The 22720-nt window shown below is 64.7% G+C and carries 23 protein-coding genes and 1 tRNA gene; 3 read left to right on the top strand and 21 right to left on the bottom strand.

The window, feature by feature from the left end:
* Positions 1 to 4: 4 nt before the first annotated feature.
* Positions 5 to 1771 (bottom strand): type VI secretion protein IcmF/TssM N-terminal domain-containing protein, encoded by a 1767-nt coding sequence (locus ABIC75_RS07975; protein WP_354013315.1) that lies wholly within the window; start codon positions 1769 to 1771, stop codon positions 5 to 7.
* 546 nt (positions 1772 to 2317) lie between these two features.
* Here ABIC75_RS07975 and ABIC75_RS07980 point away from each other — a divergent pair.
* Positions 2318 to 2998, top strand: coding sequence for a response regulator transcription factor (locus tag ABIC75_RS07980; RefSeq protein WP_354013316.1), 681 nt, complete (start codon positions 2318 to 2320; stop codon positions 2996 to 2998).
* Between the two features lie 117 nt (positions 2999 to 3115).
* Entirely contained in the window at positions 3116 to 4126 is a 1011-nt protein-coding gene (gene phnD, locus ABIC75_RS07985) for a phosphate/phosphite/phosphonate ABC transporter substrate-binding protein (RefSeq protein WP_354013317.1), read from the top strand.
* Positions 4127 to 4136: 10 nt separating this feature from the next.
* Here phnD and ABIC75_RS07990 read toward each other — a convergent pair whose 3' ends face one another.
* Positions 4137 to 4658, bottom strand: a complete 522-nt coding sequence (locus tag ABIC75_RS07990) for a DUF3617 domain-containing protein (protein ID WP_354013318.1) — start codon at positions 4656 to 4658, stop codon at positions 4137 to 4139.
* A 349-nt stretch (positions 4659 to 5007) separates the two neighbouring features.
* Between ABIC75_RS07990 and ABIC75_RS07995 the strand changes: the two genes are divergently transcribed.
* Positions 5008 to 6444 (top strand): sensor histidine kinase, encoded by a 1437-nt coding sequence (locus ABIC75_RS07995; RefSeq protein ID WP_354013319.1) that lies wholly within the window; start codon positions 5008 to 5010, stop codon positions 6442 to 6444.
* Positions 6445 to 6535: 91 nt separating this feature from the next.
* Here the strand turns inward: ABIC75_RS07995 and ABIC75_RS08000 are convergent.
* The 19 genes from ABIC75_RS08000 to ABIC75_RS08090 form a co-directional block, all read right to left on the bottom strand.
* Positions 6536 to 6611: transfer RNA gene (locus ABIC75_RS08000), tRNA-Lys, on the bottom strand.
* A 61-nt stretch (positions 6612 to 6672) separates the two neighbouring features.
* Positions 6673 to 7359, bottom strand: a complete 687-nt coding sequence (queC, locus tag ABIC75_RS08005) for a 7-cyano-7-deazaguanine synthase QueC (protein ID WP_354013320.1) — start codon at positions 7357 to 7359, stop codon at positions 6673 to 6675.
* A 164-nt stretch (positions 7360 to 7523) separates the two neighbouring features.
* Positions 7524 to 8216: a 7-carboxy-7-deazaguanine synthase QueE gene (gene queE / locus ABIC75_RS08010; RefSeq protein ID WP_354013321.1), complete on the bottom strand. Its 693-nt coding sequence runs from the start codon at positions 8214 to 8216 to the stop codon at positions 7524 to 7526.
* 10 nt (positions 8217 to 8226) lie between these two features.
* Positions 8227 to 9102: a tol-pal system protein YbgF gene (gene ybgF / locus ABIC75_RS08015; protein ID WP_354013322.1), complete on the bottom strand. Its 876-nt coding sequence runs from the start codon at positions 9100 to 9102 to the stop codon at positions 8227 to 8229.
* Positions 9102 to 9608, bottom strand: coding sequence for a peptidoglycan-associated lipoprotein Pal (gene pal, locus ABIC75_RS08020; protein ID WP_354013323.1), 507 nt, complete (start codon positions 9606 to 9608; stop codon positions 9102 to 9104). The genes ybgF and pal overlap by 1 nt, the downstream gene beginning before the upstream one ends.
* A 249-nt stretch (positions 9609 to 9857) precedes the next feature.
* Complete coding sequence (gene tolB, locus ABIC75_RS08025) at positions 9858 to 11180, bottom strand: Tol-Pal system beta propeller repeat protein TolB (protein ID WP_354013324.1); 1323 nt, start codon at positions 11178 to 11180, stop codon at positions 9858 to 9860.
* An 11-nt stretch (positions 11181 to 11191) separates the two neighbouring features.
* Positions 11192 to 12136, bottom strand: coding sequence for a cell envelope integrity protein TolA (locus ABIC75_RS08030; RefSeq protein WP_354013325.1), 945 nt, complete (start codon positions 12134 to 12136; stop codon positions 11192 to 11194).
* Positions 12133 to 12570 (bottom strand): protein TolR, encoded by a 438-nt coding sequence (gene tolR / locus ABIC75_RS08035; RefSeq protein WP_354013725.1) that lies wholly within the window; start codon positions 12568 to 12570, stop codon positions 12133 to 12135. The genes ABIC75_RS08030 and tolR overlap by 4 nt, the downstream gene beginning before the upstream one ends.
* A gap of 15 nt (positions 12571 to 12585) precedes the next feature.
* Positions 12586 to 13275: a protein TolQ gene (gene tolQ, locus ABIC75_RS08040; RefSeq protein WP_354013326.1), complete on the bottom strand. Its 690-nt coding sequence runs from the start codon at positions 13273 to 13275 to the stop codon at positions 12586 to 12588.
* Positions 13276 to 13308: 33 nt separating this feature from the next.
* Positions 13309 to 13737, bottom strand: coding sequence for a tol-pal system-associated acyl-CoA thioesterase (gene ybgC / locus ABIC75_RS08045; protein ID WP_354013327.1), 429 nt, complete (start codon positions 13735 to 13737; stop codon positions 13309 to 13311).
* A complete protein-coding gene (gene ruvB, locus ABIC75_RS08050) occupies positions 13730 to 14779 on the bottom strand; it encodes a Holliday junction branch migration DNA helicase RuvB (protein WP_354013328.1) in 1050 nt (349 codons plus the stop codon). Before ruvB ends, ybgC begins: the two co-directional genes overlap by 8 nt.
* A gap of 96 nt (positions 14780 to 14875) precedes the next feature.
* On the bottom strand, positions 14876 to 16756 hold the full coding sequence (locus tag ABIC75_RS08055) for a potassium transporter Kup (RefSeq protein WP_354013329.1): 1881 nt from the start codon (positions 16754 to 16756) through the stop codon (positions 14876 to 14878).
* Positions 16757 to 16783: 27 nt separating this feature from the next.
* Complete coding sequence (gene ruvA / locus ABIC75_RS08060; RefSeq protein WP_354013330.1) at positions 16784 to 17383, bottom strand: Holliday junction branch migration protein RuvA; 600 nt, start codon at positions 17381 to 17383, stop codon at positions 16784 to 16786.
* Positions 17380 to 17898: a crossover junction endodeoxyribonuclease RuvC gene (ruvC, locus tag ABIC75_RS08065; protein WP_354013331.1), complete on the bottom strand. Its 519-nt coding sequence runs from the start codon at positions 17896 to 17898 to the stop codon at positions 17380 to 17382. The genes ruvA and ruvC overlap by 4 nt, the downstream gene beginning before the upstream one ends.
* A 38-nt stretch (positions 17899 to 17936) precedes the next feature.
* The gene (locus ABIC75_RS08070; protein WP_354013332.1) at positions 17937 to 18671 is read right to left on the bottom strand and encodes a YebC/PmpR family DNA-binding transcriptional regulator; all 735 of its coding nucleotides are present in this window, start codon (positions 18669 to 18671) and stop codon (positions 17937 to 17939) included.
* 101 nt (positions 18672 to 18772) lie between these two features.
* Positions 18773 to 19408 carry an esterase/lipase family protein gene (locus tag ABIC75_RS08075; RefSeq protein ID WP_354013333.1) on the bottom strand — a complete coding sequence of 212 codons (636 nt, stop codon included), beginning with the start codon at positions 19406 to 19408 and terminating at the stop codon, positions 18773 to 18775.
* A 323-nt stretch (positions 19409 to 19731) separates the two neighbouring features.
* Complete coding sequence (gene aspS, locus ABIC75_RS08080) at positions 19732 to 21504, bottom strand: aspartate--tRNA ligase (protein WP_354013334.1); 1773 nt, start codon at positions 21502 to 21504, stop codon at positions 19732 to 19734.
* Between the two features lie 119 nt (positions 21505 to 21623).
* Entirely contained in the window at positions 21624 to 22187 is a 564-nt protein-coding gene (locus tag ABIC75_RS08085) for a DUF3011 domain-containing protein (RefSeq protein WP_354013335.1), read from the bottom strand.
* A 125-nt stretch (positions 22188 to 22312) separates the two neighbouring features.
* Complete coding sequence (locus tag ABIC75_RS08090) at positions 22313 to 22612, bottom strand: FmdB family zinc ribbon protein (protein ID WP_354013336.1); 300 nt, start codon at positions 22610 to 22612, stop codon at positions 22313 to 22315.
* Between the last annotated feature and the right edge of the window lie 108 nt (positions 22613 to 22720).

The raw sequence follows: 22720 nt of genomic DNA on the forward strand, positions 1-22720 counted from the left end.
ACGCTCAGCCCTTCGGCGCCACGCGGCGCGCCAACACGCGGTCGGCCGGCAGGAAGCGACTGAACAGATCGTCGACGAAATCGCCGCCCGGCGCCTGGTTGCGCGAACCACCGGTGACGTAGATGCCCTGCCAGTGCAGGCGGCGCTCGCCATGCACTTCGTTGGCCTGAAGACGCTCCAGGAACGTGCGCAGTCCGCGCTGCATGCCGTAGAGCGACTGCAGGAACACAAAGGCTTCGCGACGCGCGCGCGGATCGCGCTCGGTAGCCAGCACGGCCTGTGCCGTTGCCACCAGGCGCTCTGTCATTGCGTCCGCGTGGGCTTCCATGCGCGCATCGGGCACGCCGTCTTCGATGACGGCCGGATGGCGCCAGCCCAGCACGCGACGAAACACCGACGCGGGAAGCGCGGCGCGGAAAGCACCGTGTCCCGGCAACGCTTCGAGCCCGGTGACCACCACGTATACCGGCAGCTGCAATTGCAGGCGACGGGTGGCTTCGTCGGCCAGGCGATGCAGGCGGTCGGCATGCGTGGCGACGACGCCTTCGGGTTCACGCAGGCTCTGCGCGGCAATGCAGATCACCATGCCGTCCAGCGGAAGTTTGCGGCGTTCCTTCGCCAGCAGCGAAAGCGCCTTCGACCAGGGCGCATCGCCATCGCCGATGGTGGCATGCGGATGCGAGAGCCGCGGGCCGGGCTCGATCGCCACCAGGGCACGGAATACCCACCAGTGCCACGGGCGCGTGTCGTTGGCGCGCGACAGCTCGCGTGCATGCGGCGCGGACGCAGCGGCCTGCAACAACGAACGGACGTCCGCCGCGCTGTCGCCCATGAACAGCAGCCACGGGTGACGCGACAGTTGCCGCCATGGGCCGCGGCGACGAAACGGGTGAAGGATCGCGCCCCGCAAGCGGCGGGCGGCGTCCTTCACCGCGGCGGAAAAACTGCCTATGCCGTAGCCGGCCTCCGTGCTGTCGGCCACGCGTGTGTGGGCGCGCATCATCACCAGCGATTGCCACGCCAGCACGCTGGTCCAGCCGACGACGCCCAGCACGGCTACGATGATGCCTCCCGTGAACCACGCCTGCTCGGACAGGGCCTGACTGAACACCGGCGCCACGAAGGCCACGAACACCAGCAGCACCAGCAGCGCGGCCACGAGTTGGGCGAGACGGCGCCCCATCCAGGTCACCGGCAGGCGCAGCACCGGCGAGCCCGGCACCATGTACGGCTGAGGCGTGACCGATTCGCGCTGCAAGGTCTGCAGCACCATTGCCGCCCCGGTGCTCGCCGGGCAATACAGGGCCTTGATGCGGCCCAGTTCGCCGGTATCGCCCTGCTCGTAGTAGTACTGGCCGGAGAAACCGAGCAGCAACGCCATGCTGAACACTTCGCGGACTTCGTCGTCGCCGCTGCCCAGGCGCCCCAGCTGATCGAAGAACTCCGTGGCGGCACTGCCCGTGCGGAAGAGGGTCTGCTGCAGCGGCGTCGACGGACCGCGCCAGCCACCGTGGCGGGTGATGACCTCGTCAAACCATGCCGTGACGGCGAACGCGGCCAGCTCCACCTCGGCCAGCGACTTGCCGCGCGCGAAGGCGGCGCCACGGCTTTGCTCCACCAGCGCAAGCGCGCGCGCGTGCACGGACGGCAGTTCGTCGTCGGAAAGATTCTGGCTGGCGGCCTGCTCGTCGATCAGCAGGCCATATGCGAACAGAGGCGCAAAACATTCCAGCAGCCGCATGGCACCTATAGCCGTCAGAGCCTGTTGCATGTTGCTCCATCGCCCCCGCCGGAACACATGGCCGCACCGGCTGGGGATGAGCGCCGAAGTCTACGACGATACACGCCGTCGTGCCGACCAAGGGATGCCCGAGGTGAGATCCAGCCCGAAAAACCGGAGACAACGCTGTCTCCGGACAAGAGGGCCATCCATGGCGAACCGGCCGACGCGGGCGTTACTTCCCGCATGCCGGAGGTTCCAACGGGTTCAGGGGAGGCTTGCTGCAGCACGCGGTGGGCTCGCTTGGGCCGGTGACGCTACGCGTGGCATTCATCAAGTACCAGATCTCTAGCGGTGTTCGGTGTGGATCGCGCCGTGTCCTGCACGATCTGACTCACTCCGCCTCACATCGCGGTATCGATGAGCGATTCCCCTGATCGCAGCGGAATTTTCACGGTTGGCGCCAGCAGCGGCCATATCCCGTTGAGGCTATGCCGTTCGTACGCGCCTTGAGGTTGCCGCGCGAACGAGCTAGGGCTATGTTGCGCAGGCGGACGTGCGGTAATGGGATTACCGTACAGCGCCATGGGGAATGAGATGCGCATATTGATCGCAGACGACCATCGACTGATCGTCGAAGGTGTCAAGCTCAAGCTGGCTGAGCTTGGGCCGAACACGGAGTTTGTGATGGCCATGGACATGGCTGAATTGCGCGAGGCCATCCATGCGCCGGAGGCGCCGTCGCTGTCGCTTGCGCTCATCGACCTGGCCATGCCCGGCGTGCAGGGCAGCGAGCACCTGGCCGAAGTCATCGAGCATCTGCCGCACGTTCCCGTGATGGTGCTTTCCGGTTCCGAGGACGGCGCGCTGATGAAAAGCCTGCTGGCCATGGGCGTGCAGGGCTTCATTCCCAAGGCGTATTCGCCCGATGTGATGCTCTCGGCCGTGCGCCTGGTGCTGTCCGGCGGCGTGTACGTGCCGCCCCTGCTGCTGCAGGAGCGCGTGGATGGCGCCGTACCCACACCGCCGCCCGCCAACGCCACGCAGACCGCGCCCGGCGCCGATTCGCTGGAAGAACGGCTGCGCAAGCTGCTGACGGAGCGCCAGATCGACGTGCTGCGCCTGCTCTCGCAGGGCAAGCCGAACAAACTCATCGCTCGTGACCTGGGGATCAGCGAAGGCACGGTGAAGATCCATCTCGCCGCGATCTTCCGCGCACTGAACGTGCGCAACCGCGTCGAGGCCGTGGTGGCCTCGCGGCGCATCAGCGGCCTCTGATCGCCGCGCCCCACGTCCCGGCAGCCAGACCCATCCATGTTCCTCGCTCCGGACAGACCTGCTAAGACCACCCACGAACGGTCCATCGTGTGCGGCAGCGTGCCGGCGAAAAGCATCGTGGCCCGAGTGCTGCGCGGCGCCCTGCTCCTTGCTGCCCTCGTCTGCGGTTCGGCTGCATGGGCCGATCCACCGCAGGACAGTGGGCACATCAACGCGCTGACCTTCGGCATCCTGCCGATTGGCGGTCCGTCCGAATCGCTGGCCGCCTGGCGCCCCATGCTGGACGACCTGAGCCGCACGCTGCACCTGCCCATCCACAGCCTCTCGGTAAGCACGTACGAGGGGCTGGGCCAGGCCATGGCCGAGGAACGCGTGGACTTCGCCTTCGTGTCCGGCCGGCTCGCGCTCGATGCGGTGGTGCACGATCGCATGCAGGTGATCGCGCAGCTCACCCGCAGCAACGGTTCGCGTGGCTATTACTCGGTGCTGCTGGTGGCCAAGGATTCGCCCATCCGCAACCTTGACGACCTGTTCCGCCGGCCCGGCAAGCTGCGCTATGCGCGCGGCGAGGTGCTCTCGGTCTCCGGCTATCTCGTGCCCGAGACCCAGGTATTCGCCAACCGCCGGCTGGATTCGGACACGTTCTTCGCCAACGTCACCGTGGACAACCATCAGAACAATGCACTGGCGGTGGCGAACAACGAAGCCGACATCGCCTCCAACAATACGGCCGACATGGAGCGTTTCGCCGAACGTTTTCCCGATCAGTACGCGCGCCTGCGCGTGCTGTGGACGTCCAGCCTGATTCCCCATGCCGTGGTGGTGATCCGCACCGATCTCCCGGCCGAACTGCGCCAACGCGTAGCCGCGGCACTCACCTCCTACGCCAAGGGCAAGAACGCGCAGGCGGAGCTGGCCAAGCTGCATCTGATCCACGACATCAGCGGTTTCTCGCCGGCCGGCAACGAGACCCTGGTGCCTTTCGCCGATATCGAATTCAACCTCGATCGCCGGCGCGCCTACAGCGCGCAATGGGTGAGCGATGCGGCCATGCAGACCCGGCTCAAGAAGATCGACGCCGAGCATGAGGCGCTGGTACGCCAGCTGATGGCGCCCAGCACCCCGTAGCGCATGGGCCTCAGTGGCCCGGCATATCCTTGATGTTGAAGGTCTGCCCGTTGGGCATGAGCATATCGCCCGGCTTCTGGCCGGCGGCGCACTGGCCCACCCAATGACCGCTGCTGGTCATCGCCATTTCCGAGTGGCCCATCACCGCCGGGTCGTACTTGATGTTGCCCTGCGTGGAATATGCCGTATCGCCCTGATACGTGGTCTCGCTGTGGCTGCTCATGTTGACCGTGCCGCTGGGTGCGTTGATCTTGCACACGGCGTCCGTCAACACCTTGTTGCCCTGCACGTCGATCTTGAACGTGCTGCACATCTGGCCACTCATGTGCGTGCCCATCTTGTACATCGCGGTGTCGGTGTCGGCGTCAAGGCAGATCTTGGTCGTCTGCGGCTGGCCGCCCATGCCGGAGGTCTGCATTTCCCACAGGCCCGGCTTGCGCTTGGGCATGTTGGCTGGAATATCCTGCGCCAGGGCAGTGCCGGCCAAACCCAGCAGGGACACAGCAAGCAACCAGCGACAACGTGAGGACATGGGGTTCTCCATTTCGCCCGGGGTGGGCGTGCGGGTGGCAAGGTAACGCCAAAAGCGCCCCGCGTCATGCCGAACCGTTGCGCAGCGCAACACGTCACAGTTTCGGCCCATAGACCGTTAGGACTATGGCGCGTCGCGCTAGATCGAACTGCGTATCGAAGGGGCGTCGTGGATTCTTTAGAGTGCCAACCAGGGCGATTCCGTGACTGAAACGCCCACGAACCATTTTGTTCCCTGTTTGCCGGGACCTTGAGTGATGCCTTCAACCCGCCGCTATCTTTGTCCAAGGCCCCGATGGCGGCTCCATTGCCCGCCGTCAGCGCGCCACTGCGACCGGGAGGCCTGACGCATGGAGCCGCGCGCGCACCTGCTGCCCCGCCTGTTCATCGATGTGGTGTTGCCCAGCACGATCGCCGCCTTGGCGTTGATCCTGGCGCTGTGCCTGCAACAGACCCACAGCCTGGCCGAACGCGTGGATGCGGCCGCAAGCCTGCGCCTGGCACGCCTCGCCGGAGAACTCGGTGTTGTAGAAGGCGTGTCGCCGCAAGCTGCGCTCGATCGCACCCTGCAGGAAGGCAAGGTCGACCAGGTGCTGCGCGTGGAGCTGCACGGCTCGGATGGCCGCCTCTGGAGCAGTGGCTCGGCAGCCGTTGCGGGTGGCTCCACCTATCGGAACGAAGTGCGGCCGCAAGGCAGCATGTCGTCGTGGGTGAGCATGGACGTGGACACGCACCCCCTGCGCAAGGCGCAGGCCATGGTATGGCTGCTCGGTGCCTTGTGTGCGACAGGCATTCTTGTACTCGCATGGCTTGCGCGCGTATCGATTCGTCATCGCGTGCTGGAGCCCTTGGCGCAGGCTCGCTACGCCGCGCATGAACTGGTGAATGCGCGACATCCGCAGATCGACAACACGCCCGTCAGCACCGAATTCCTCGAACTGCGCAAGACGCTGCAGCGTCTCTCCGAACTGCAGGAAGCGCAGCGCCGCGACTGGAGCACGATGCAGCACGACAACGCCGTCGAAGCGTTGGATCGCCTGCGCCAAAGCCAGGCTGCCACGCGCAGCAAATCGCAGTTCATCGCACTGGTGAGCCATCACTTCCGCCAGCCGCTGCAGGCATTGGAACTGTTTGCCGCCGGCCTCGACCAGAATGCGAGCGAGGAGCAACAGTCGTTGTTCCAGCAGATGCGTCACAGCATTGCATCCATGACTCGCCTGCTCGATGCGCTGTTGGAAATCTCACGGCTCGATGCCGGCGTGATCGCCGTGAAGCCCATCGGTTTCACCGCTGCGGAACTCTTCATGCGCGATCGCACCTCGCTCAACCACGAGGCCGCGCAGAATCACGTGACGCTGGCCTGGCGCGGCAGCCATCACCAGCTGCATGGCGATGCCGATGTCGCTGCCAGCTTGCTCTATCAGCTCGCCAGCAATGCCATCGCCAATGCGCCGGAAGGGCGCGTGCTCATCGCAGCGCGCCGTCGCGGCCAGGCCATCCGCATCGAAGTACGCGACAACGGCCCGGGCATCGCCGTGATCCATCAGCAGCGCATCTTCGAAGAATTCGTGCAATTGCAGGCCAGCGAAAGCGAACGTCGCGGCGGCTACGGCCTGGGCCTGGCCATCGCCGAACGCCTGGCGCGACTGCTGGGCACACGCATCGGCCTGCGCTCGGAACCGGGGCGCGGCAGCACCTTCTGGTTCGACCTGCCGCGCATGCCGGTGATGGAGCGCCACTCCAGCGCGCAGAAGCCGGCCGCACCGGCCTGGCGCCAGGCGAGCTGAGATCGCCGGTCTCGGCAGCCATCGATTGATATCGAGGCCGCTTACCGCAGACAAAAAAAGACCCGCGTTGCCGCGGGTCCCTGAGTACTTTTGGTGGGTCGTCCGAGATTCGAACTCGGGACCAATAGATTAAAAGTCTACTGCTCTACCGACTGAGCTAACGACCCATGCTTCAAAAGCCAGCCCAATATTTTATGGGCTGGGCGCCCGTGGCACAAGCAACGCCGTTCAGGCGTAGCGGGTGGGGTCCGGCAGGCCAGCCGCTTTGAAACCCTGCGCACGCAGGAGGCAGGCGTCGCAATGGCCGCAGGCACGGCCTTCGGCGTCGGCCTGGTAGCAGCTCACCGTCTCGGAGAAGTCCACGCCCAGGCGCCCGCCTTCGCGGGCGATGTCGGCCTTGCTCATGCGCATCAGCGGCGCGTGGATGCGGATGCCGGCCCCTTCCACGCCGGCCTTGGTCGCCACGTTGGCCAATTGCTCGAAGGCTTCGATGAAGGCGGGGCGGCAGTCCGGGTAGCCCGAATAATCCACTGCATTCACGCCACACCAGATGTCGGTGGAGCCGAGCACCTCGGCCCAGCCCAGCGCGATGGACAACATGATGGTGTTGCGCGCCGGCACGTACGTCACCGGAATGCCCTGCTCGCCGGCCTGGTCGAGCGGCACGTCGATGTCGGCCGTGAGCGCGGAGCCGCCGATGGTGCGCAGATCCACCTGCACCGTCTTGTGCTCGACCGCGCCCAGCAGATGCGACACGCGCTCCGACGCCGCCAGTTCCGCACTATGGCGCTGGCCGTAGGCCACGCTAAGCGCGTGCACCTGATAGCCCTGCTCGCGGGCGATGGCAATGGTGACGGCCGAATCCATGCCGCCGGAAACGAGCACGACGGCTTTGCGGGGAGTTACTTGAGACATGGGATGACATCCACTGAAAGTTCAGGCCGGTGATCCGGCCGAAAGAGCACCACCGGCAACACAGGCCGAAGCGCAGTAGAGGTAGAAGTAAGTGAAGAGGAGTGAGAAGCGAGAGAAGGCGGTCGCTCTTTCATGCTTCTCACTCCTCTCCACTCATTCTCGCCTTAGTGTCCTGGCTCGTCGTTCCACAGCAGCTTGTGCAGCTGCAGCTGGAAACGCACGTCCAGTTTGTCCTCGATGATCCATTCCGCCAGTTCGCGCGGCTTGATGGCGCCGTGCGCGGGCGAGAACAGCACCATGCAACGCTCGACGAGGCGATGCTCGGCCACCACATCGCGCGCCCATTCGTAGTCGGCGCGACTGGCTATGACTATCTTGACCTGATCGTGCGGCAGCAGGTGCTCGATGTTCGACCACAGGTTGCGCTTGGCTTCGCCGGAATCCGGCGCCTTGAGGTCCATCACCTTGCGCACGCGCGGATCGACCTGTGCCACGTCCAGCGCGCCAGAGGTTTCCAGCGATACCTCATGACCCGCGTCGCACAAGCGCTTCAGCAGGATCAGGCAGCGCTTCTGCGCCAGCGGTTCGCCGCCGGTGACACAAACGTGCCTCGCGCCATGTGACGCCACCTCGGCAAGGATGTCATCGATATCGCGCCAGTCACCGCCGTAGAACGAATACTCGGTGTCGCACCAGACGCACCGCAGTGGGCAACCCGTCAGTCGCACGAACACCGTGCGCCAGCCGATGGCATCGGCTTCGCCCTGGATCGAGTGGAAAATCTCGGTGATGCGCAGGCGCTCGGCGGGCGCCTGCGTCGACGTGGTGGGTGCCACGCTCGTGCTACTGCCAGTCACGACAACAACCTCAGTTGGCCGGCTGGGCCTGCAGTCGACGCAGGCGCTCCTGAGCCAGGCCGGCGGCCTTGGAGCCGGGATACTTCGCAGTCACGTTCTTCAGCGTGGCCTTGCCCGCATCGACCTGCTTGAGTTCGATCTGGCTGTAGCCGACCTTGAGCAAGGCGTCGGGCACCTTTTCGCTCTGCGGGAACTGCGTCACAAGATGCTGGAAGGCTTCCATCGCCACTTGGTAATTGCTGGTGGCGTAGTACGACTCGCCCAACCAGTAGAAGGCGTTGGGCAGCAGTGAGCTGTCCGGGTACTGCTGGATGAAATTGCGGAAGTCGCGCGAGGACTTCACGTAGTCGCCGGCACGCAGCGACTTGAAGGCATCGTCATAGGCGGCCTGCGCATTGGCATTGGCCGCCGCACCACCCTTTCCTGCCGCAGGCGCGGCGCCTGCCGGCTTGCCTGCAGCAGCGGCCGGCGTCGGCGCAACTGCCGGTGCAGGCGGCGCTGCATTGGCGGCCGGTGGCGGCACGTTGGCGTTGGCATTCCCCGCATTCGCACCCGCTGCACTGGCGCCGCTTTCAAGGCGACCCAGGCGCGTGTCGAAATCCGTGGCCTGCGCTTTGTTCTTGTCGTTGGCTTCCTGCAGCTGGTGCTGCAGTTCCTCGATCTGGCCTTGCATCTGCTGCAGCTGCGATTGCAGTGCCTGCACCTGATTGACCAGTGTGGTGCCCTGATTCTGGTTCTGTGCCTGCTGCTCGAGTCGCGATACGCGGTCGGCAAGGCTGAGCCGGGAATCCTGGGCCTGGGCCGGGACACCAAAAAGCATGGCGGACGCAATTGCGCCCGCCATGCCCATCCTGGCTGTGAAGCTGTTAGCCAGTCGCTTCTTCATTACTTCGCCGTGTAGACGATCTCGACGCGACGGTTCTTGCTCCAGCAGTCTTCGTTGTGCTCACGGCACACCGGCTTTTCCTTGCCATACGAGATCACGTTGATCTGGCTGGCCGAACCGCCGTTCGACTGCAGGGCGCTGGACACGGCGTTGCCGCGGCGCTCGCCGAGGCCGAGGTTGTACTCGCGGGTGCCGCGCTCGTCAGCATTGCCTTCCAGACGCATCTGCGCCATCGGGCGATCCTGCAGGTACTTGGCGTGGCAAGCCATGATCTGCTGGAACTCCGGCTTGATTTCGTCCTTGTCGAAATCGAAGTACACAACGCGCTGACGGAGGCAGGCGTCGGTATCGAGGTCAGCAGGGGTGTACTTGCCAGCGGTCGACGGAGCCGGGGTGGTCATCGGCGCTTCCGGCTGCGGCTGCGGCTTGACTTCCTGCTTCTTCGAGCATGCGGCCGCGCCAACGCAGAGCAGGGCGACCAGGGCGACGCGAACGGTCTTATTCATGGTGGACGTTCCTTCAAACAGGTTTGAGTTCCGACAGTCAATAATGATTGCGGTTTCGGGACAGTTTTCGCCGGTGAACCGGCTGTTATTTTGCCATTTTTGATGCCGGCGGTGCGCTGTCTCGCAACGCCTGGCCCGCCTTCCGCGACGGATTGCCACGGCCGGCAAGCTGTTTGATCCGAGGTGTCGTCCAAGACTTCACGCCCGGATCACATGGACCTGACGCTTACGCGTCACGTCATGAACTGCTTATCGCTGACGATAGGGACCCCAAGCCGGCTCGCGAACGTCGCCATCGGCAAGCACCAGTCGCTGACGAACCAGGCCGTCGGCGGACACGGCGTAAAGCACACCGCGTCGACCTTCCGAAGCGGCGTACAGCAACATGCTCGCATTGGGCGCGAAACTCGGCGTTTCGTCGATCGGACCCGGCGAGATGAAGCGCACCTGCCCACCCAGACTGCGATCCATAATGGCGATACGATACACGTTCCCGTTGCCCTGCACCATGGCGATCTGCTTGCCGTCATAGCTGATCGAGGCATTGGCGTTGAACTGGCCCTGGAAAGTGATGCGCTCTGCCCCGCCGCCACCGGCCGACATCTGGTAGAGCTGCGGACGGCCCGAGCGGTCGGAAGTGAAGATGATGCCCTGGCCATCCGGCGTCCAGCGCGGCTCGGTGTCGATGGCCAGGTTGTTGGTGAGGCGGGTCTCCTGGCGGGAACCCACGTCCATCACGTAGATCTCCGGATTGCCTTGATAGGAGAGCGCCAGCGCCAGCTTGGTGCCATCCGGCGACCAGGCCGGTGCGCCGTTGATGCCCTTGGCGCGTGCCGAGATGAGCTGACGCGAACCCGTGGTGATGTCCTGCACATAGATTGCGGAATTGCCGCTCTCAAACGAGACGTAGGCAATCTTGCGGCCATCCGGCGACCACGAGGGCGAGAGCAGCGATTCGCGCGAACGAGCCACCACCTGCGGGTTATAGCCATCCGAATCGGCCACGATCAGCGAGTAGGTGGTGTTGTTGCCCAGGCCCACGGCGGTGATGTAGGCGATACGCGTCCAGAACGCGCCACGCACGCCGGTGATCTTTTCGTAGATCGCATCGGCGATCTGGTGGGCCACGCCGCGCAGGTCACCCGCGGGCGCGGTGAAGGCCTGGGCCAGCAGGCTCTGCTGGCGGTTCACGTCCCACAGTTCGTATTCCACGCGCAGCATGCCGCCGCCCGCATCGCTGATGCGGCCCACGGTGATGTAGTCCTGCTTGAGCAGGCGCCACGTGGCGAAGTTGATGTCCGCACCCTTCGACGGCGTTTCCACGATTTCGCTCTTGGCGAGCGAACGGAATTTGCCCGAACGGTTGAAGTCGTTGCGCATGACATCGGCAATGTCGGTCGGCAGGGGCGCACCGCCAGCCTGCGCGAACGGCACGACGGTGATCGGCGTAGCCGATTTCGTCACGCCCTCGACGGTGCCGGTCAACGTAGACGTTTGCGCCGACGCCATGCCTGCGCACAGCAGGGCAAGGAGTCCAAGCAATAGGGCCAGATAGCGGGTTGGCTTCTTCATTGCGTTCTCACCTATGGCTTGAAAAACATATCAACGTTGCGACTGAAGACTTTTTCGAAGCCCTTGTAGGGCAACTGATTGGCCCTCATGGCCGCGTCTTCGACGGACTTGCGTCCGGCTTCGTCGAACGGGCAACTGGAATCAACCTTTGCGCTGACCACCTGTCCGCCCGAGAGCTGGACGATATGCAGCAGGCACGGCTGACTGGGCATGTTATCCGGCCCGACCCAGTTCTGTTTGAGCGTATTCTGAATCGCGGCGAGATATTGCGCCCTCAGATCAGCGTCATTGCCGTTGCTGCCGGTCTGCGCCTGTTCGGCGTAGGGCAAGTTCTCGCGACCGTTGTCCTGGGCGTTCTTGAGGTCTTCCATCTGCTGCTTGGCCTGCTTGGCCTTGCTTTCCGCCTGCTTGCGCGAACTGTCGGCCGCGTCCATCTTGGCGAACAACTCGTCGATCTTCTTCTGCTCTTCCTGCTTGTGCTTGGCCGCCTGGGCGTCCAATTCGGCGGCGCGCTGGCGCTGCTTCTCTTCCTGTTCCTTCTTGGCGTCCTCCGCCTTCTGGGCGGCATCGGCCACGATCTTTTCCTGATCGACCGTATCCGGATGCTCCGGCGGCGGCGGCAGCGTCTTGATCTTGGGTACTTCTTCCGATGGCGGCGGCGGCACGGAGGGCGGCGGCGGCACGGTGTCCGGCACGGGCTTGGCCTTGGCGGATTTCGGCGGCGGCGCGGCGGTGATGCCTACCAGCTCGGCCTCGATGATTTCACCCTGCAACGACACCGGCTTGGTGCACGTGATCGGGTTCCAGCTGGCCGGCAGGTGCAGCGTGGCGAACAGCTCTTCGTAGAACGAACACGGAATCACCGCGAAGGCCAGAAAGCCCACGATGCCAAGATGGAGAACGGCGGAAAGGACAACCGCCTTGGACGTGCCCTTGGGGCGGGAGTCGGCCCTCATTTCTTGCTGCCCGACTCCGGTGCGCTCATCAGGCCCACCTTGGCCACGCCAGCTTGCTGCAGGTCGGCAAGAACCTGATAGACACCGTCGTACTTGCCGTCGCGATCGCCCGCGACCAGCACGCTGACCTGGGGATTGGCCTTCACGAAGGCACCCACCTTGAGCTTCATGGTCGCCACGTCCACCGGCTGACGCTTCTCGGTGCCCAGCGTGAGATAGAGCTGCCCGCCCTGATCCACCGCGATGATCACCGGGTCCTTCTTGTCCTGCATCGACTTGGCGTTCGCCTGCGGCAGGTTCACGTCGACATTGGAGTTGAGCATGGGCGTGGTGACCATGAAGATGATCAACAGCACCAGCATCACGTCGATGTAGGGAACGACGTTGATCTCTGACTTGAGCTTGAAGCGCTTGTGGCGCGCGGAGCTACGCATCATTCATGCCCTCGCTCAGGCGGCCGCGTCGTCGGTCTGGATCTGACGCTGCAGCACCGACGAGAACTCTTCCTGGAACACCTCGTAGCGGGAAGCCACGCGCTCCACCTTGTTGGCGAAGCGGTTATAGGCCCACACCGCCGGAATCGCGGCAAACAGGCCCATCGCCGTGGCGATGAGTGCTTCGGAAATGTGCGGTGCGACCACGGCGATGGTGACGTCCTTCATTTCGCCCAGGCCCTGGAAAGCGCCCATGATGCCGATGACGGTGCCGAACAGGCCCACGTACGGGCTGATGGAACCCACGTTGGCGAGGAATTCGAGGTTGCGTTCCAGGCGGCCGATCTCGCGGGTGCCGGCCACGCGCATGGCGCGCTCGGAACCTTCGATGACCACGCGCATGTCATGCACGCGACGCTGGCGCTGGCGCACGAATTCGCGGAAGCCGGACTCGAACACGTTCTCCATGCCGCCGTTCTCCGCGCCACGGTTGCTCACCTCGCGGAACAGCTGGGCCAGGTCGGCGCCGGACCAGAAGCGCTCCTCGAAGCCCTCGGCCTCTTCCATCGCGGACTTCAGCTGCTGATGCTTGCGGATGATGATCACCCAGGAGAGGAAGGAGAACACCAGCAAGACCAGCATGACGGCCTGCACCAGGATGCTCGCTTCCGCGATCAACTTGAAAATGTTCAATCCACCGTTCATTGCTTGAAGGTTCTCCAGCGCACGTACTTTTATTTAAGGGGAAAGGCCGGGGATGAGGTCGGCCGGAATCTGCACCGGACGCATGCGGCGAACATCGACGCACGCCACTCGCACCTTTGCGCGGATCAGCTCCGCGCCGTCCGCCCGGCGGATCGTCTGGGCGAAAAGGATACTGGCTGCCCGCCGTTCTTTGACTTCCACGCTTACCGCCAGTTCATCATCCAGCAGGGCCGCCCGCAGAAAGTCGATCTGCATTTCCCGGACCAGGAAGGCCAAGCCGGTGTTTTCCTTGACCACGGACTGGTTGATGCCCAGCGCACGCAGCCATTCGCTGCGGGCACGCTCCATGAAACGCAGGTAGCTGGCGTGGTAGACCACCCCGCCCGCGTCCGTGTCTTCCCAATAGACGCGCACCGGCCACTCGAAGGGCTCGGTCGCGCTGGTTAGCGTGATGTCAGACATCGGTGTTGTCGGTCGTGAAAAGGTCGGCGGGAACCGACGGTCGCGGCGGCGGCGTGAGCCCCAGGTGACGCCAGCCCTTGGCGCTGGCCATGCGGCCGCGCGCGGTGCGTACCAGATAGCCCTGCTGGATCAGGTACGGCTCGACCACGTCCTCGAGGGTGCCGCGGTCTTCGCTCAGCGCGGCGGCCAACGATTCCACACCCACCGGACCGCCATCGAAGTTCTCGATGATGATGGTCAGCAGGCGACGGTCCAGCTCGTCGAAGCCTTCGGCGTCGATCTTGAGCATGTCGGTGGCGGCACGGGCGGCGTCGCGGGTGATCTGCCCGGCCGCGCGCACTTCGGCATAGTCGCGCACGCGGCGCAGCAGGCGATTGGCGATGCGCGGCGTGCCACGCGAACGGCGGGCGATTTCCTGCGCGCCTTCCAGCTCGCAAGGAATGCCCAGGATGCGCGCCGAACGCCGCACGATGGCGGTGAGCTCATCGGGCGTATAGAACTCCAAACGCTGCACGATGCCGAAGCGGTCGCGCAGCGGCGCGGTGAGCAGGCCGGCACGCGTGGTGGCGCCGATCAGCGTGAAAGGCGGCAAATCGAGCTTGATCGAGCGGGCCGCGGGACCTTCGCCGATCATGATGTCGATCTGGAAGTCTTCCATCGCCGGATAGAGCACTTCCTCTACCACGGGCGACAGACGATGGATCTCGTCCACGAACAGCACGTCGTGCGGTTCGAGATTGGTCAGCAGCGCTGCCAGGTCCCCCGCCCGCTCCAGCACCGGGCCGGAGGTGGAACGCAGGTTGACGCCCAGCTCGTTGGCAATCACGTGGCTCAGCGTGGTCTTGCCCAGGCCGGGTGGTCCGAAGATCAGCACGTGATCGAGCGCACCACCACGCTTCTTGGCGGCCTCGATATAGATCGACAGCTGCTCGCGCACCGTCTGCTGGCCCAGGTATTCGGTCAGTCGCTTGGGACGGATGGAGGCTTCGAGGGCCTCGTCGTCCATCTGGGCGGCAGCGGTGACGATGCGGTGTTCGGTCATGGGGCGAAATTATGGCAGAGCACGATGACGCAGGCTTGAAAAAAAGCCCGCTCGGCCAGCCCCACAACGAAAAAGGGCGCCGAAGCGCCCTTTTCCTCAAATTTCGACCTGGGCGCCCAGTTCGATCAGGCGATTGCCTGGAATCTGGAAGAACGCCGTGGCAGGCAGCGCGTTGCGTGCCATGAAGGCGAACAGCTTGTCGCGCCACAACGCCATGCCCGGTCGCTTGGCGTCCGCAATGATGGTTTCGCGCGACAGGAAGAACGTGGTGTCCATCATGTCGAACGGCAGGCCCATCTTGGAACACTTGGACAGCGCGCGTGGAATATTGGGGTCTTCCGCAAAGCCGAAGCGCAGCGCCAGCCCGTAGAAGTCGCCGCCCAGCTCGGTGATCTCGATGCGTTCGCCAAAATCGGCGGTCGGTGTTTCGAGCATTTCCACCGTGAGCAGCACATTGCGGTCGTGCAGCACCTTGTTGTGCTTGAGGTTGTGCAACAGCGCGTGCGGCACCGCGTTCTGATTGGCGGTGAGGAACACCGCCGTGCCCGGCACTCGCAGCGGCGGATGCTCGGCGATGTTCGCAATGAACGGGTCCAGCGCCAGGCCCGATTGCTTGATCTCGCGCACCACCAGTTCGCGGCCACGGCGCCAGGTGGTCATCACGATGAACACCGCGACGCCGAGCACCAGCGGGAACCAGCCGCCGTATTCGATCTTGATCAGGTTGGCGCCGAGGAACGAGAGATCGATGGTGAGCAGCAGCACGCCCGCCAGGATCACCGTGAGTCGGCTCCAGCCCCACTGACGACGCGCCACGATCAGCGCGAGGATGGTGGTGATGGTCATCGTGCCCGTCACCGCGATGCCGTAGGCGGCACTCAGGTTGTCCGAGCTGCGGAAGCCGAGCACCGCGGCCAGCACCATGATCAACAGGAAGTTGTTCACCCACGGCACGAAGATCTGGCCGGACATTTCGCGCGAGGTATGCACCACCGGCATGCGCATCGAATAACCCAGCGACATGGCTTCGCGCGTCATCGAGAACGCACCGGAAATCACCGCCTGCGACGCGATCACCGTGGCCACCGTGGCCAGGCCGATCATCGGATAGAGCAGCGGTTCCGGCGTCAACTTGAAGAACGGGTTGTCGATGGCTTCGGGATGATCGAGCAGCAGCGCGCCCTGGCCGAAGTAATTGAGCACCAGCGCCGGCAGTACGAAGCTGAACCAGGCCAGCCGGATCGGACGCTTGCCGAAATGCCCCATGTCGGCATACAGCGCCTCGGCACCGGTAAGCGCCAGTACCACGCCACCGAGGGCGATGAAGGCCTGGAAGCCGTGGGTGAAGAAGAACCTCACCCCATAGTACGGATTGATCGCCAGCAGCACGTGCGGATTGCGCACGATCTGGTTCACGCCGAGCAGGGAAATGACGATGAACCAGATCACCATGACGGGGCCGAACAGCTTGCCCACGCGCTCGGTGCCGTGACGCTGCAGCGTGAACAGCAGGAACAGGATCACCGCCGTGATCGGCACCACCCAGTGCTCCAGGTGCGGCGCCGCCACCTTCACGCCTTCCACCGCGGACAGCACTGAAATGGCCGGCGTGATCACGCCATCGCCATAGAACAGCGCGGCGCCGAAGATGCCGATGATGGCGAGCGCCCAGCGACTGCGCGCATCGCCCTTGACGCTGCGCAGGGCCAGCGCGAGCAGCGCCATGATGCCGCCCTCGCCCTTGTTGTCCGCGCGCATGATGAAGACGACGTACTTCAGCGACACCACGATGATCTGCGCCCAGAAGATCAGCGACAGCACGCCGAAGATGCTTTCGGCAGTGGGAAGGCCATGGCCTTCGTGATGCAGCGTGGTCTGCAAGGTGTACAGCGGGCTGGTACCGATGTCGCCGTAGACCACGCCGATCGCGCCGAGCGCGAGCGTAGCCAGCCGACGTTTGGTATCAGCGTCGGACATGCCGTGTGTGGAATCCGGGGTCACGTCTCAATTCCCTAGTGCGGCGCGCAGCGCCTTGCGAATGATGGATTCGGCGGTGTCGCCTTCGGCGGCAACCTTCTGCACCAGGCGAGTCACTTCCGCCGGCTTGTAGCCGAGCTGCTGCAAGGCCACGGTGGCTTCGCCGGCCGGGTCGAGCGGCGCGCCGTTCGTTGACGGATGCATGCCGGGCAATGCGGTGGCGAGTCCGTCCACGCGATCGCGCAGCTCCACCACCATGCGTTCGGCCGTCTTCTTGCCGATGCCGGGAATCTTGGTGAGCGCCACCACGTCGCCCGCCTGCACCAGGCGCGCGAAATCGTTGGTGGACACGCCCGACAGCACGGCCAGCGCGATCTTCGCGCCGATGCCGCTCACTTTCTGCAGGTTGCGGAACAAGGTGCGTTCGGACTCGTGCAGGAATCCATACAACGCCACGCTGTCTTCCTTCACCGCGTAGTGCGTGAGCAGCGTGACTTCCTTGCCGGTCTGCGGCAGGTCGTAGATGGTGGACATGGGCGCTTCGAGTTCATAACCCACGCCGCCCACTTCCACCATCAGCCACGGCGGCTGCTTGGACACCAGGGTGCCGCGCAAACGACCGATCATCGACGCCTCCAGGCGGTACGGGGAATACCCACGCGCGCAAGGCTGGCACGGGTGTGTGCGTGGGTCACCGCAATGGCAAGCGCGTCCGCCGCGTCAGCCTGCAGGGGGCCCTTCAGTCCGAGCAGGACGCCGATCATGTGTTGCACCTGGGTTTTGTCGCCTCGACCGCTGCCAACCACGGCCTGCTTTACTTCCGTCGCTGCGTACTCGTGCACCGCGATCCCCTGGCTGACCACCGCGCAGATCGCGGCGCCCCTCGCCTGCCCCAGCTTCAATGCCGAGTCGGCGTTGCGCGCCATGAACACGCGCTCCACGCCGCACTCGTCCGGCCGATGGGCGGCGATGATGGCACACAGCTCGTCAAATATGCGTTTCAGGCGCAGCGGAAAGGTGGCTTCGCCAGCCACCGCCAGCGCGCCATGGAAAACATGGGACAGCTTGCCGCTGGCGTCGACATCGATGATGCCGACACCGGTACGTTGGCTGCCCGGGTCGATGCCGATGATGCGTGTCATGGGCGAAGGCTCGCCGCGGGCTGGTGACAGCCGCGGACTTAACCAGCGGCCTCGGCAGGCAGCAGAGCGTTGTGGGAGACCTCGCTGACGTCATCCAGACCGTCCAGCTTCTCCAGCAGGTCGAGCAGCGGCTCCAGCGCCTCTTCCGGCACCGGCACGCGATTGGCAGGACGCATGGCCACGCCGCCGTGCTGCGCGTTGAGGCCGGCTGCGGCCAGTGCCTGTTGCACCGCTTCGAAATGCTCCGGCGCGCACAGCACGGTGCTCTCGCCGTTCTCGTTCACCACGTCGTCGGCACCGGCGTCGAGCGCGGCTTCCAGCACCTTTTCCTCGGCGGCTTCGTTGCCGCCGGTGGCGAACACCAGCTCACCCGTGCGCGCGAACTGGAACGCCACGGACCCGGACGTGCCCAGGTTGCCGCCGTGCTTGGTGAGCGCGTGGCGCACATCGGCCACGGTACGGGTCGGGTTGTCGGTGAAGCAGTCGATGATGAGCGCGATGCCGCCGGGGCCGTAGCCCTCGTAGCGCAGTTCTTCCATCGCCGCGCCGCCGTCGGCACCGGAGCCGCGCTTGATCGCGCGCTCGATGGTGTCCTTGGTCATGTTCGCCGACAACGCCTTGTCCACCGCAGAGCGCAGGCGCGGATTGGCGGACGGATCGGCGACGCCGGCGCGTGTTGCCACGGTGATTTCGCGGATCAGCTTGGTGAACACCTTGGCGCGCTTGGCGTCTTCGGCGTTCTTGCGACCTTCGATGGACGGGCCTCTACCCATGGCACTTCCTGCAAATCTGGTGAACGGACAAGGCGCGAATTCTATCGCTTCACGGTGTCACGCGGGCAAGCGGCCCTCAAAAGCGGGTGGGAATGGGGCTGTCAGGCCCCTGCGTGATCGAAAACGCCCTGGTGCAGGAACTGCGTGACCTGCCGCGCCGCCTCCTGCGAGAACAGCAAACCGGTGTGGCTGGTCTCGATGGCGCAGTGGTCCGCGATGCCCGGCAGGCAGGTTTCCTCCACCGTCACGCAGCCGTCGTTGTCGCCGTCGAACTGACCGATCATTGCGCCCAGGCCCAGCGAGACCTTGCCGGCGATCACGCCCACCTCGCGCTCGCCGCTCCAGCGGTCGAAGCCGTTTTCCAGCAGTTCGCGATTGTGGCCAAGCAACACCTCGCCACCCCGCCCCATGCCGGCGAAACGCCGCGCCGCCGCGCTGCCCTTGAGTGGCGAGCCCAGGCAAACAACCCGCCCCGGCGGCAACGCGACTTCCGCACAGGCACGCAAGGCAAGCAAGCCACCCAGGCTGTGCCCGACCAAGTGCACGGTGTGCGAATCCTGGCCGAGCTCATGGATGCGCGACTGCAGGCTGCCCAGGATGCGCGGCTGCGTGGCGGCCACGCTCATGTAGTCGAAGCGATGCACGCGAAAGCCCGCTTCCATCATGCGCCGATGCAGCAGCAGGAGCGCGAAGCCGCGCATCCAGAGGCCGTGCAGGAGAATGACGTGATCGGTCATGGCGCGTGGGACACATTCATCGACGGCGGGAACGGCCGGGCTTGTGCAACCCGGTCATCCTGGAGAGTCCATTGTGTACAAAAAGTTGCGATCAGGTCGCGACACAGTGCTCGGATGCCTTCTCGCCGCAACGTTTGAGCATGCGTTGTTTTGTTCGTCATTCCGGCGCACCCCCAAAAGGGGGCGAGGGCCGGAATCCAGGTCCTCGCTGGAGGGTTTCGCGATGATTCACAGGTTTGATGAACTCATCGCAAGCACCCAGCCCATTCGCCACTGGATTCCGGCGTGCGCCGGAATGACGAGCGAAAGAGCCAGGCGCTTTCTTACCCAGCCGACTTCGCTTCCACCGCCACCTTCACGTGCAGCTCCTTGAGCTGCGGTTCGCTGACCTGCGACGGCGCATCGGTCATCAGGTCCTGCGCGCTGGTGGTCTTGGGGAAGGCGATCACGTCGCGGATCGACTCGGTGCCCGCCATCAGCGCCGCGATGCGGTCGATGCCAAAGGCCAGGCCACCATGCGGCGGCGCGCCGAACTTCAGCGCCTTGAGCAGGAAGCCGAACTTCATCTCCGCCTCGTCCGGCGTGATGCCGAGCAGGTCGAACACCGTGCTCTGCATCTCCGGACGATGGATACGGATGGAACCGCCACCGATCTCGTTGCCGTTGAGCACCATGTCGTAGCCGCGGCTCACCGCGATGGCGGCATTGGCGCGCAGGTCGGCAATGTCGTCGACCTTCGGTGCGGTGAAGGGGTGATGCAAGGCGACGAAGCGCTTCTCTTCCTCGTCGTATTCGAACATCGGGAAGTCGGTGACCCACAGCGGCTTCCAGCTGTTTTCCACCAGGCCGCGGTCCTTGCCGACCTTCAGGCGCAATGCGCCCATGAAATCGGTGACGGCCTTCCAGGTGCCCGCGCCGAAGAACACCATGTCGCCCGTTTCGGCGCCGGTGAGCTTGAGCACGCCTTCCAGCGCCTTGTCGTCGAGGAACTTGGCCACCGGCGAATTGATGCCGTCGCGGCCCTTGGAAAGATCATCCACGCGCAGCCACGCCAGACCCTTCGCGCCGTACTTGGCCACGTATTCGGTGAGCTGGTCGATTTCCTTGCGCGTCAGCGTGGCGCCGCCCGGCACGCGCAGCGCGGCCACGCGGCCGTTCTCGGCGTTGGCCGGTTCGGCGAACACTTTGAATTCCACGTGCTTCACGGCGTCGGCGATGTCGACCAGTTCCAGCGCAATGCGCAGGTCCGGCTTGTCCGAACCGAAGCGACGCATGGCTTCGGCCCAGGTCATGCGCGGGAAGGTGGCATCCAGCTCCACGCCCTGCACTTCCTTGAACACGTGGCGGATCAGTTCCTCCACGAAATCCTGCACGTCCTTCTCTTCGACGAACGCGAACTCGAGGTCGAGCTGGGTGAATTCCGGCTGGCGATCGGCGCGCAGGTCTTCGTCGCGGAAGCAGCGGGCGATCTGATAGTAGCGATCGAAACCGGCCATCATCAGGATCTGCTTGAACAGCTGCGGCGACTGCGGCAGCGCGTAGAACTGCCCCGGATGCACGCGGCTGGGCACCAGGTAGTCGCGCGCGCCTTCCGGCGTGGCCTTGGTGAGGATGGGCGTTTCGATGTCCTGGAAACCGCGTGCGTCGAGATAGCGACGCAGCGCCTGCACCAGCTTGATGCGCGTGCGCAGCATGCGCTGCATGTCCGGGCGGCGCAGGTCGAGATAGCGGTAGGTCATCCGCATGTCTTCGTTCGGATTCTCGTGCATCGCGAAGGGCAGATCCTTCGCGGCGTTGAGAATCTCGACCTTGTCGGCCAGCAGCTCCACCGTGCCGGTGCGCAGCTTGTCGTTCACCGACAGGCGCTTGCGGATGGTCCCGGTCACGCGCAGGCAGTATTCGTTGCCGATCTCGTTGGCCACCGCAAACGCGTCGGCGTTCTCGCGCTCGATCACTACCTGGGCCAGACCCTCGTGGTCGCGCAGATCGACGAAAGCCACGTGGCTCTGCAGGCGTAGGGTGTTGACCCAGCCACACAAGGTGACGGTCTGGCCGACCAGTGCCTCATCGATGAGGCCGCAGTAATGCGTGCGCATGCGCTTGGAACTCCGGGCCGACTAGCGGCGTGATGCGTGGACAAGAAGACCCGGAATGTTAACACCGGCAGGCGCCGGGCGCGGCCTGGAAGCCGCGCCCGCGCCCACTTTTCAGCCCGTCACCAGCGGCGATTGACGGAGAACAGGCCGCGGCAGCCCTTGGAAACCCACACGCCCGCGCGATTCCAGCCCCAGCTGTAACCCTCTTCGCAAGGCGAACCGGACAGCTGCCTCACCAGGTAGGCATTGCCGCGTCCGCCCACGTCCACCTGGCAGAAGTGATACTGCTTGTCGTTGCTTTCGCACTGCAGGCGGATCTCGCGATCCCAGTCGGGACCCGGGCGCCAGCCGCCGTTATCCGGCGGCGGGCGATAACCCGGCGGCGGGTAATAGCCGCCGCCACCACGGCCCATTTCGACGAACTGGCCGCGGCAGCCGCGATCCACCCACAGGCCGCCGCGATCGACGCCCCAGGTCTGCCCGCGTATGCACGGGCTGTTGGATTCCTGCCGAATCATCTCGGCATCGCGCCAGGGCACCTGGCAGCGCGTGAAGCGACCGTCGTCGCTGCCGCAGCGCACCTGGTCGCGCCCTTGGGCATGCGCAGCCGGTGCAGACACCCATAACAGGCCGGCGATGAGGCCTGCTGCAACACCCATCAAGCCAGTTCGTATCCGGAACATCGATCCCACTCCTTCTAGTGACGGCTCGTCACGCTAGTGGGGATATCTTCAACCGGAATTGAATATCTTGCGACCGTTCGTAGAAACCTGCTCGCCGGCTATCCGGCGTTCAGCCGCGCGACGCGTCAGCTCTCGCTGGACGAACCCGAGGAGCCGGAAGAACCGCTCGATCCCGTCGTTCCGGTCGAACTGGAAGACGACGGTGCCGTGCTGTCGCCGGCCAGGTTGCGTCTCTTGTCGCCGTCCTTCTTGAAGTCGGTTTCGTACCAGCCGCTGCCGGCGAGACGAAAGCCCGGTGCGCTCAGGCGGCGCTTCACTTCGGCCACGTCACAGGCCGGGCACACCGAGGGATCGGGGTCGGATATTTTCTGCAGGCGGTCGAAACGGTGGCCGCAGCTGCTGCATTCGAATTCGTAGATAGGCATGGACACTCCGGAGGATCGGTCGCCGCGCCGGGATCACGCACCGGCCGCATGAGGCGACAGTTCGCCATTATCGAGGCGAACGGCGCGAATTCAACGATTTGGGGTAGC

This window comes from Dyella japonica, assembly GCF_040545895.1.
Classification (GTDB): Bacteria; Pseudomonadota; Gammaproteobacteria; order Xanthomonadales; family Rhodanobacteraceae; genus Dyella; species Dyella japonica_D.

What these genes read in the sequence shown, in the direction of transcription:
- ruvA (WP_354013330.1), bottom strand. Translation starts at nt 17,383, where the DNA reads ATGATCGGTCGTTTGCGCGGCACCCTGGTGTCCAAGCAGCCGCCGTGG.
- ABIC75_RS07975 (WP_354013315.1), bottom strand. Translation starts at nt 1,771, where the DNA reads ATGCAACAGGCTCTGACGGCTATAGGTGCCATGCGGCTGCTGGAATGT.
- tolB (WP_354013324.1), bottom strand. Translation starts at nt 11,180, where the DNA reads ATGAAGAAGCCAACCCGCTATCTGGCCCTATTGCTTGGACTCCTTGCC.
- ABIC75_RS08070 (WP_354013332.1), bottom strand. Translation starts at nt 18,671, where the DNA reads ATGGGTAGAGGCCCGTCCATCGAAGGTCGCAAGAACGCCGAAGACGCC.
- ybgC (WP_354013327.1), bottom strand. Translation starts at nt 13,737, where the DNA reads ATGTCTGACATCACGCTAACCAGCGCGACCGAGCCCTTCGAGTGGCCG.
- aspS (WP_354013334.1), bottom strand. Translation starts at nt 21,504, where the DNA reads ATGCGCACGCATTACTGCGGCCTCATCGATGAGGCACTGGTCGGCCAG.
- tolQ (WP_354013326.1), bottom strand. Translation starts at nt 13,275, where the DNA reads ATGAACGGTGGATTGAACATTTTCAAGTTGATCGCGGAAGCGAGCATC.
- ABIC75_RS08075 (WP_354013333.1), bottom strand. Translation starts at nt 19,408, where the DNA reads ATGACCGATCACGTCATTCTCCTGCACGGCCTCTGGATGCGCGGCTTC.
- ybgF (WP_354013322.1), bottom strand. Translation starts at nt 9,102, where the DNA reads ATGAAGAAGCGACTGGCTAACAGCTTCACAGCCAGGATGGGCATGGCG.
- tolR (WP_354013725.1), bottom strand. Translation starts at nt 12,570, where the DNA reads ATGCGTAGCTCCGCGCGCCACAAGCGCTTCAAGCTCAAGTCAGAGATC.
- ruvB (WP_354013328.1), bottom strand. Translation starts at nt 14,779, where the DNA reads ATGACCGAACACCGCATCGTCACCGCTGCCGCCCAGATGGACGACGAG.
- ABIC75_RS07995 (WP_354013319.1), top strand. Translation starts at nt 5,008, where the DNA reads ATGGAGCCGCGCGCGCACCTGCTGCCCCGCCTGTTCATCGATGTGGTG.
- ABIC75_RS08090 (WP_354013336.1), bottom strand. Translation starts at nt 22,612, where the DNA reads ATGCCTATCTACGAATTCGAATGCAGCAGCTGCGGCCACCGTTTCGAC.
- queC (WP_354013320.1), bottom strand. Translation starts at nt 7,359, where the DNA reads ATGTCTCAAGTAACTCCCCGCAAAGCCGTCGTGCTCGTTTCCGGCGGC.
- ABIC75_RS08055 (WP_354013329.1), bottom strand. Translation starts at nt 16,756, where the DNA reads ATGTCCGACGCTGATACCAAACGTCGGCTGGCTACGCTCGCGCTCGGC.
- ABIC75_RS07990 (WP_354013318.1), bottom strand. Translation starts at nt 4,658, where the DNA reads ATGTCCTCACGTTGTCGCTGGTTGCTTGCTGTGTCCCTGCTGGGTTTG.
- ABIC75_RS07980 (WP_354013316.1), top strand. Translation starts at nt 2,318, where the DNA reads ATGCGCATATTGATCGCAGACGACCATCGACTGATCGTCGAAGGTGTC.
- ABIC75_RS08030 (WP_354013325.1), bottom strand. Translation starts at nt 12,136, where the DNA reads ATGAGGGCCGACTCCCGCCCCAAGGGCACGTCCAAGGCGGTTGTCCTT.
- ruvC (WP_354013331.1), bottom strand. Translation starts at nt 17,898, where the DNA reads ATGACACGCATCATCGGCATCGACCCGGGCAGCCAACGTACCGGTGTC.
- pal (WP_354013323.1), bottom strand. Translation starts at nt 9,608, where the DNA reads ATGAATAAGACCGTTCGCGTCGCCCTGGTCGCCCTGCTCTGCGTTGGC.
- ABIC75_RS08085 (WP_354013335.1), bottom strand. Translation starts at nt 22,187, where the DNA reads ATGTTCCGGATACGAACTGGCTTGATGGGTGTTGCAGCAGGCCTCATC.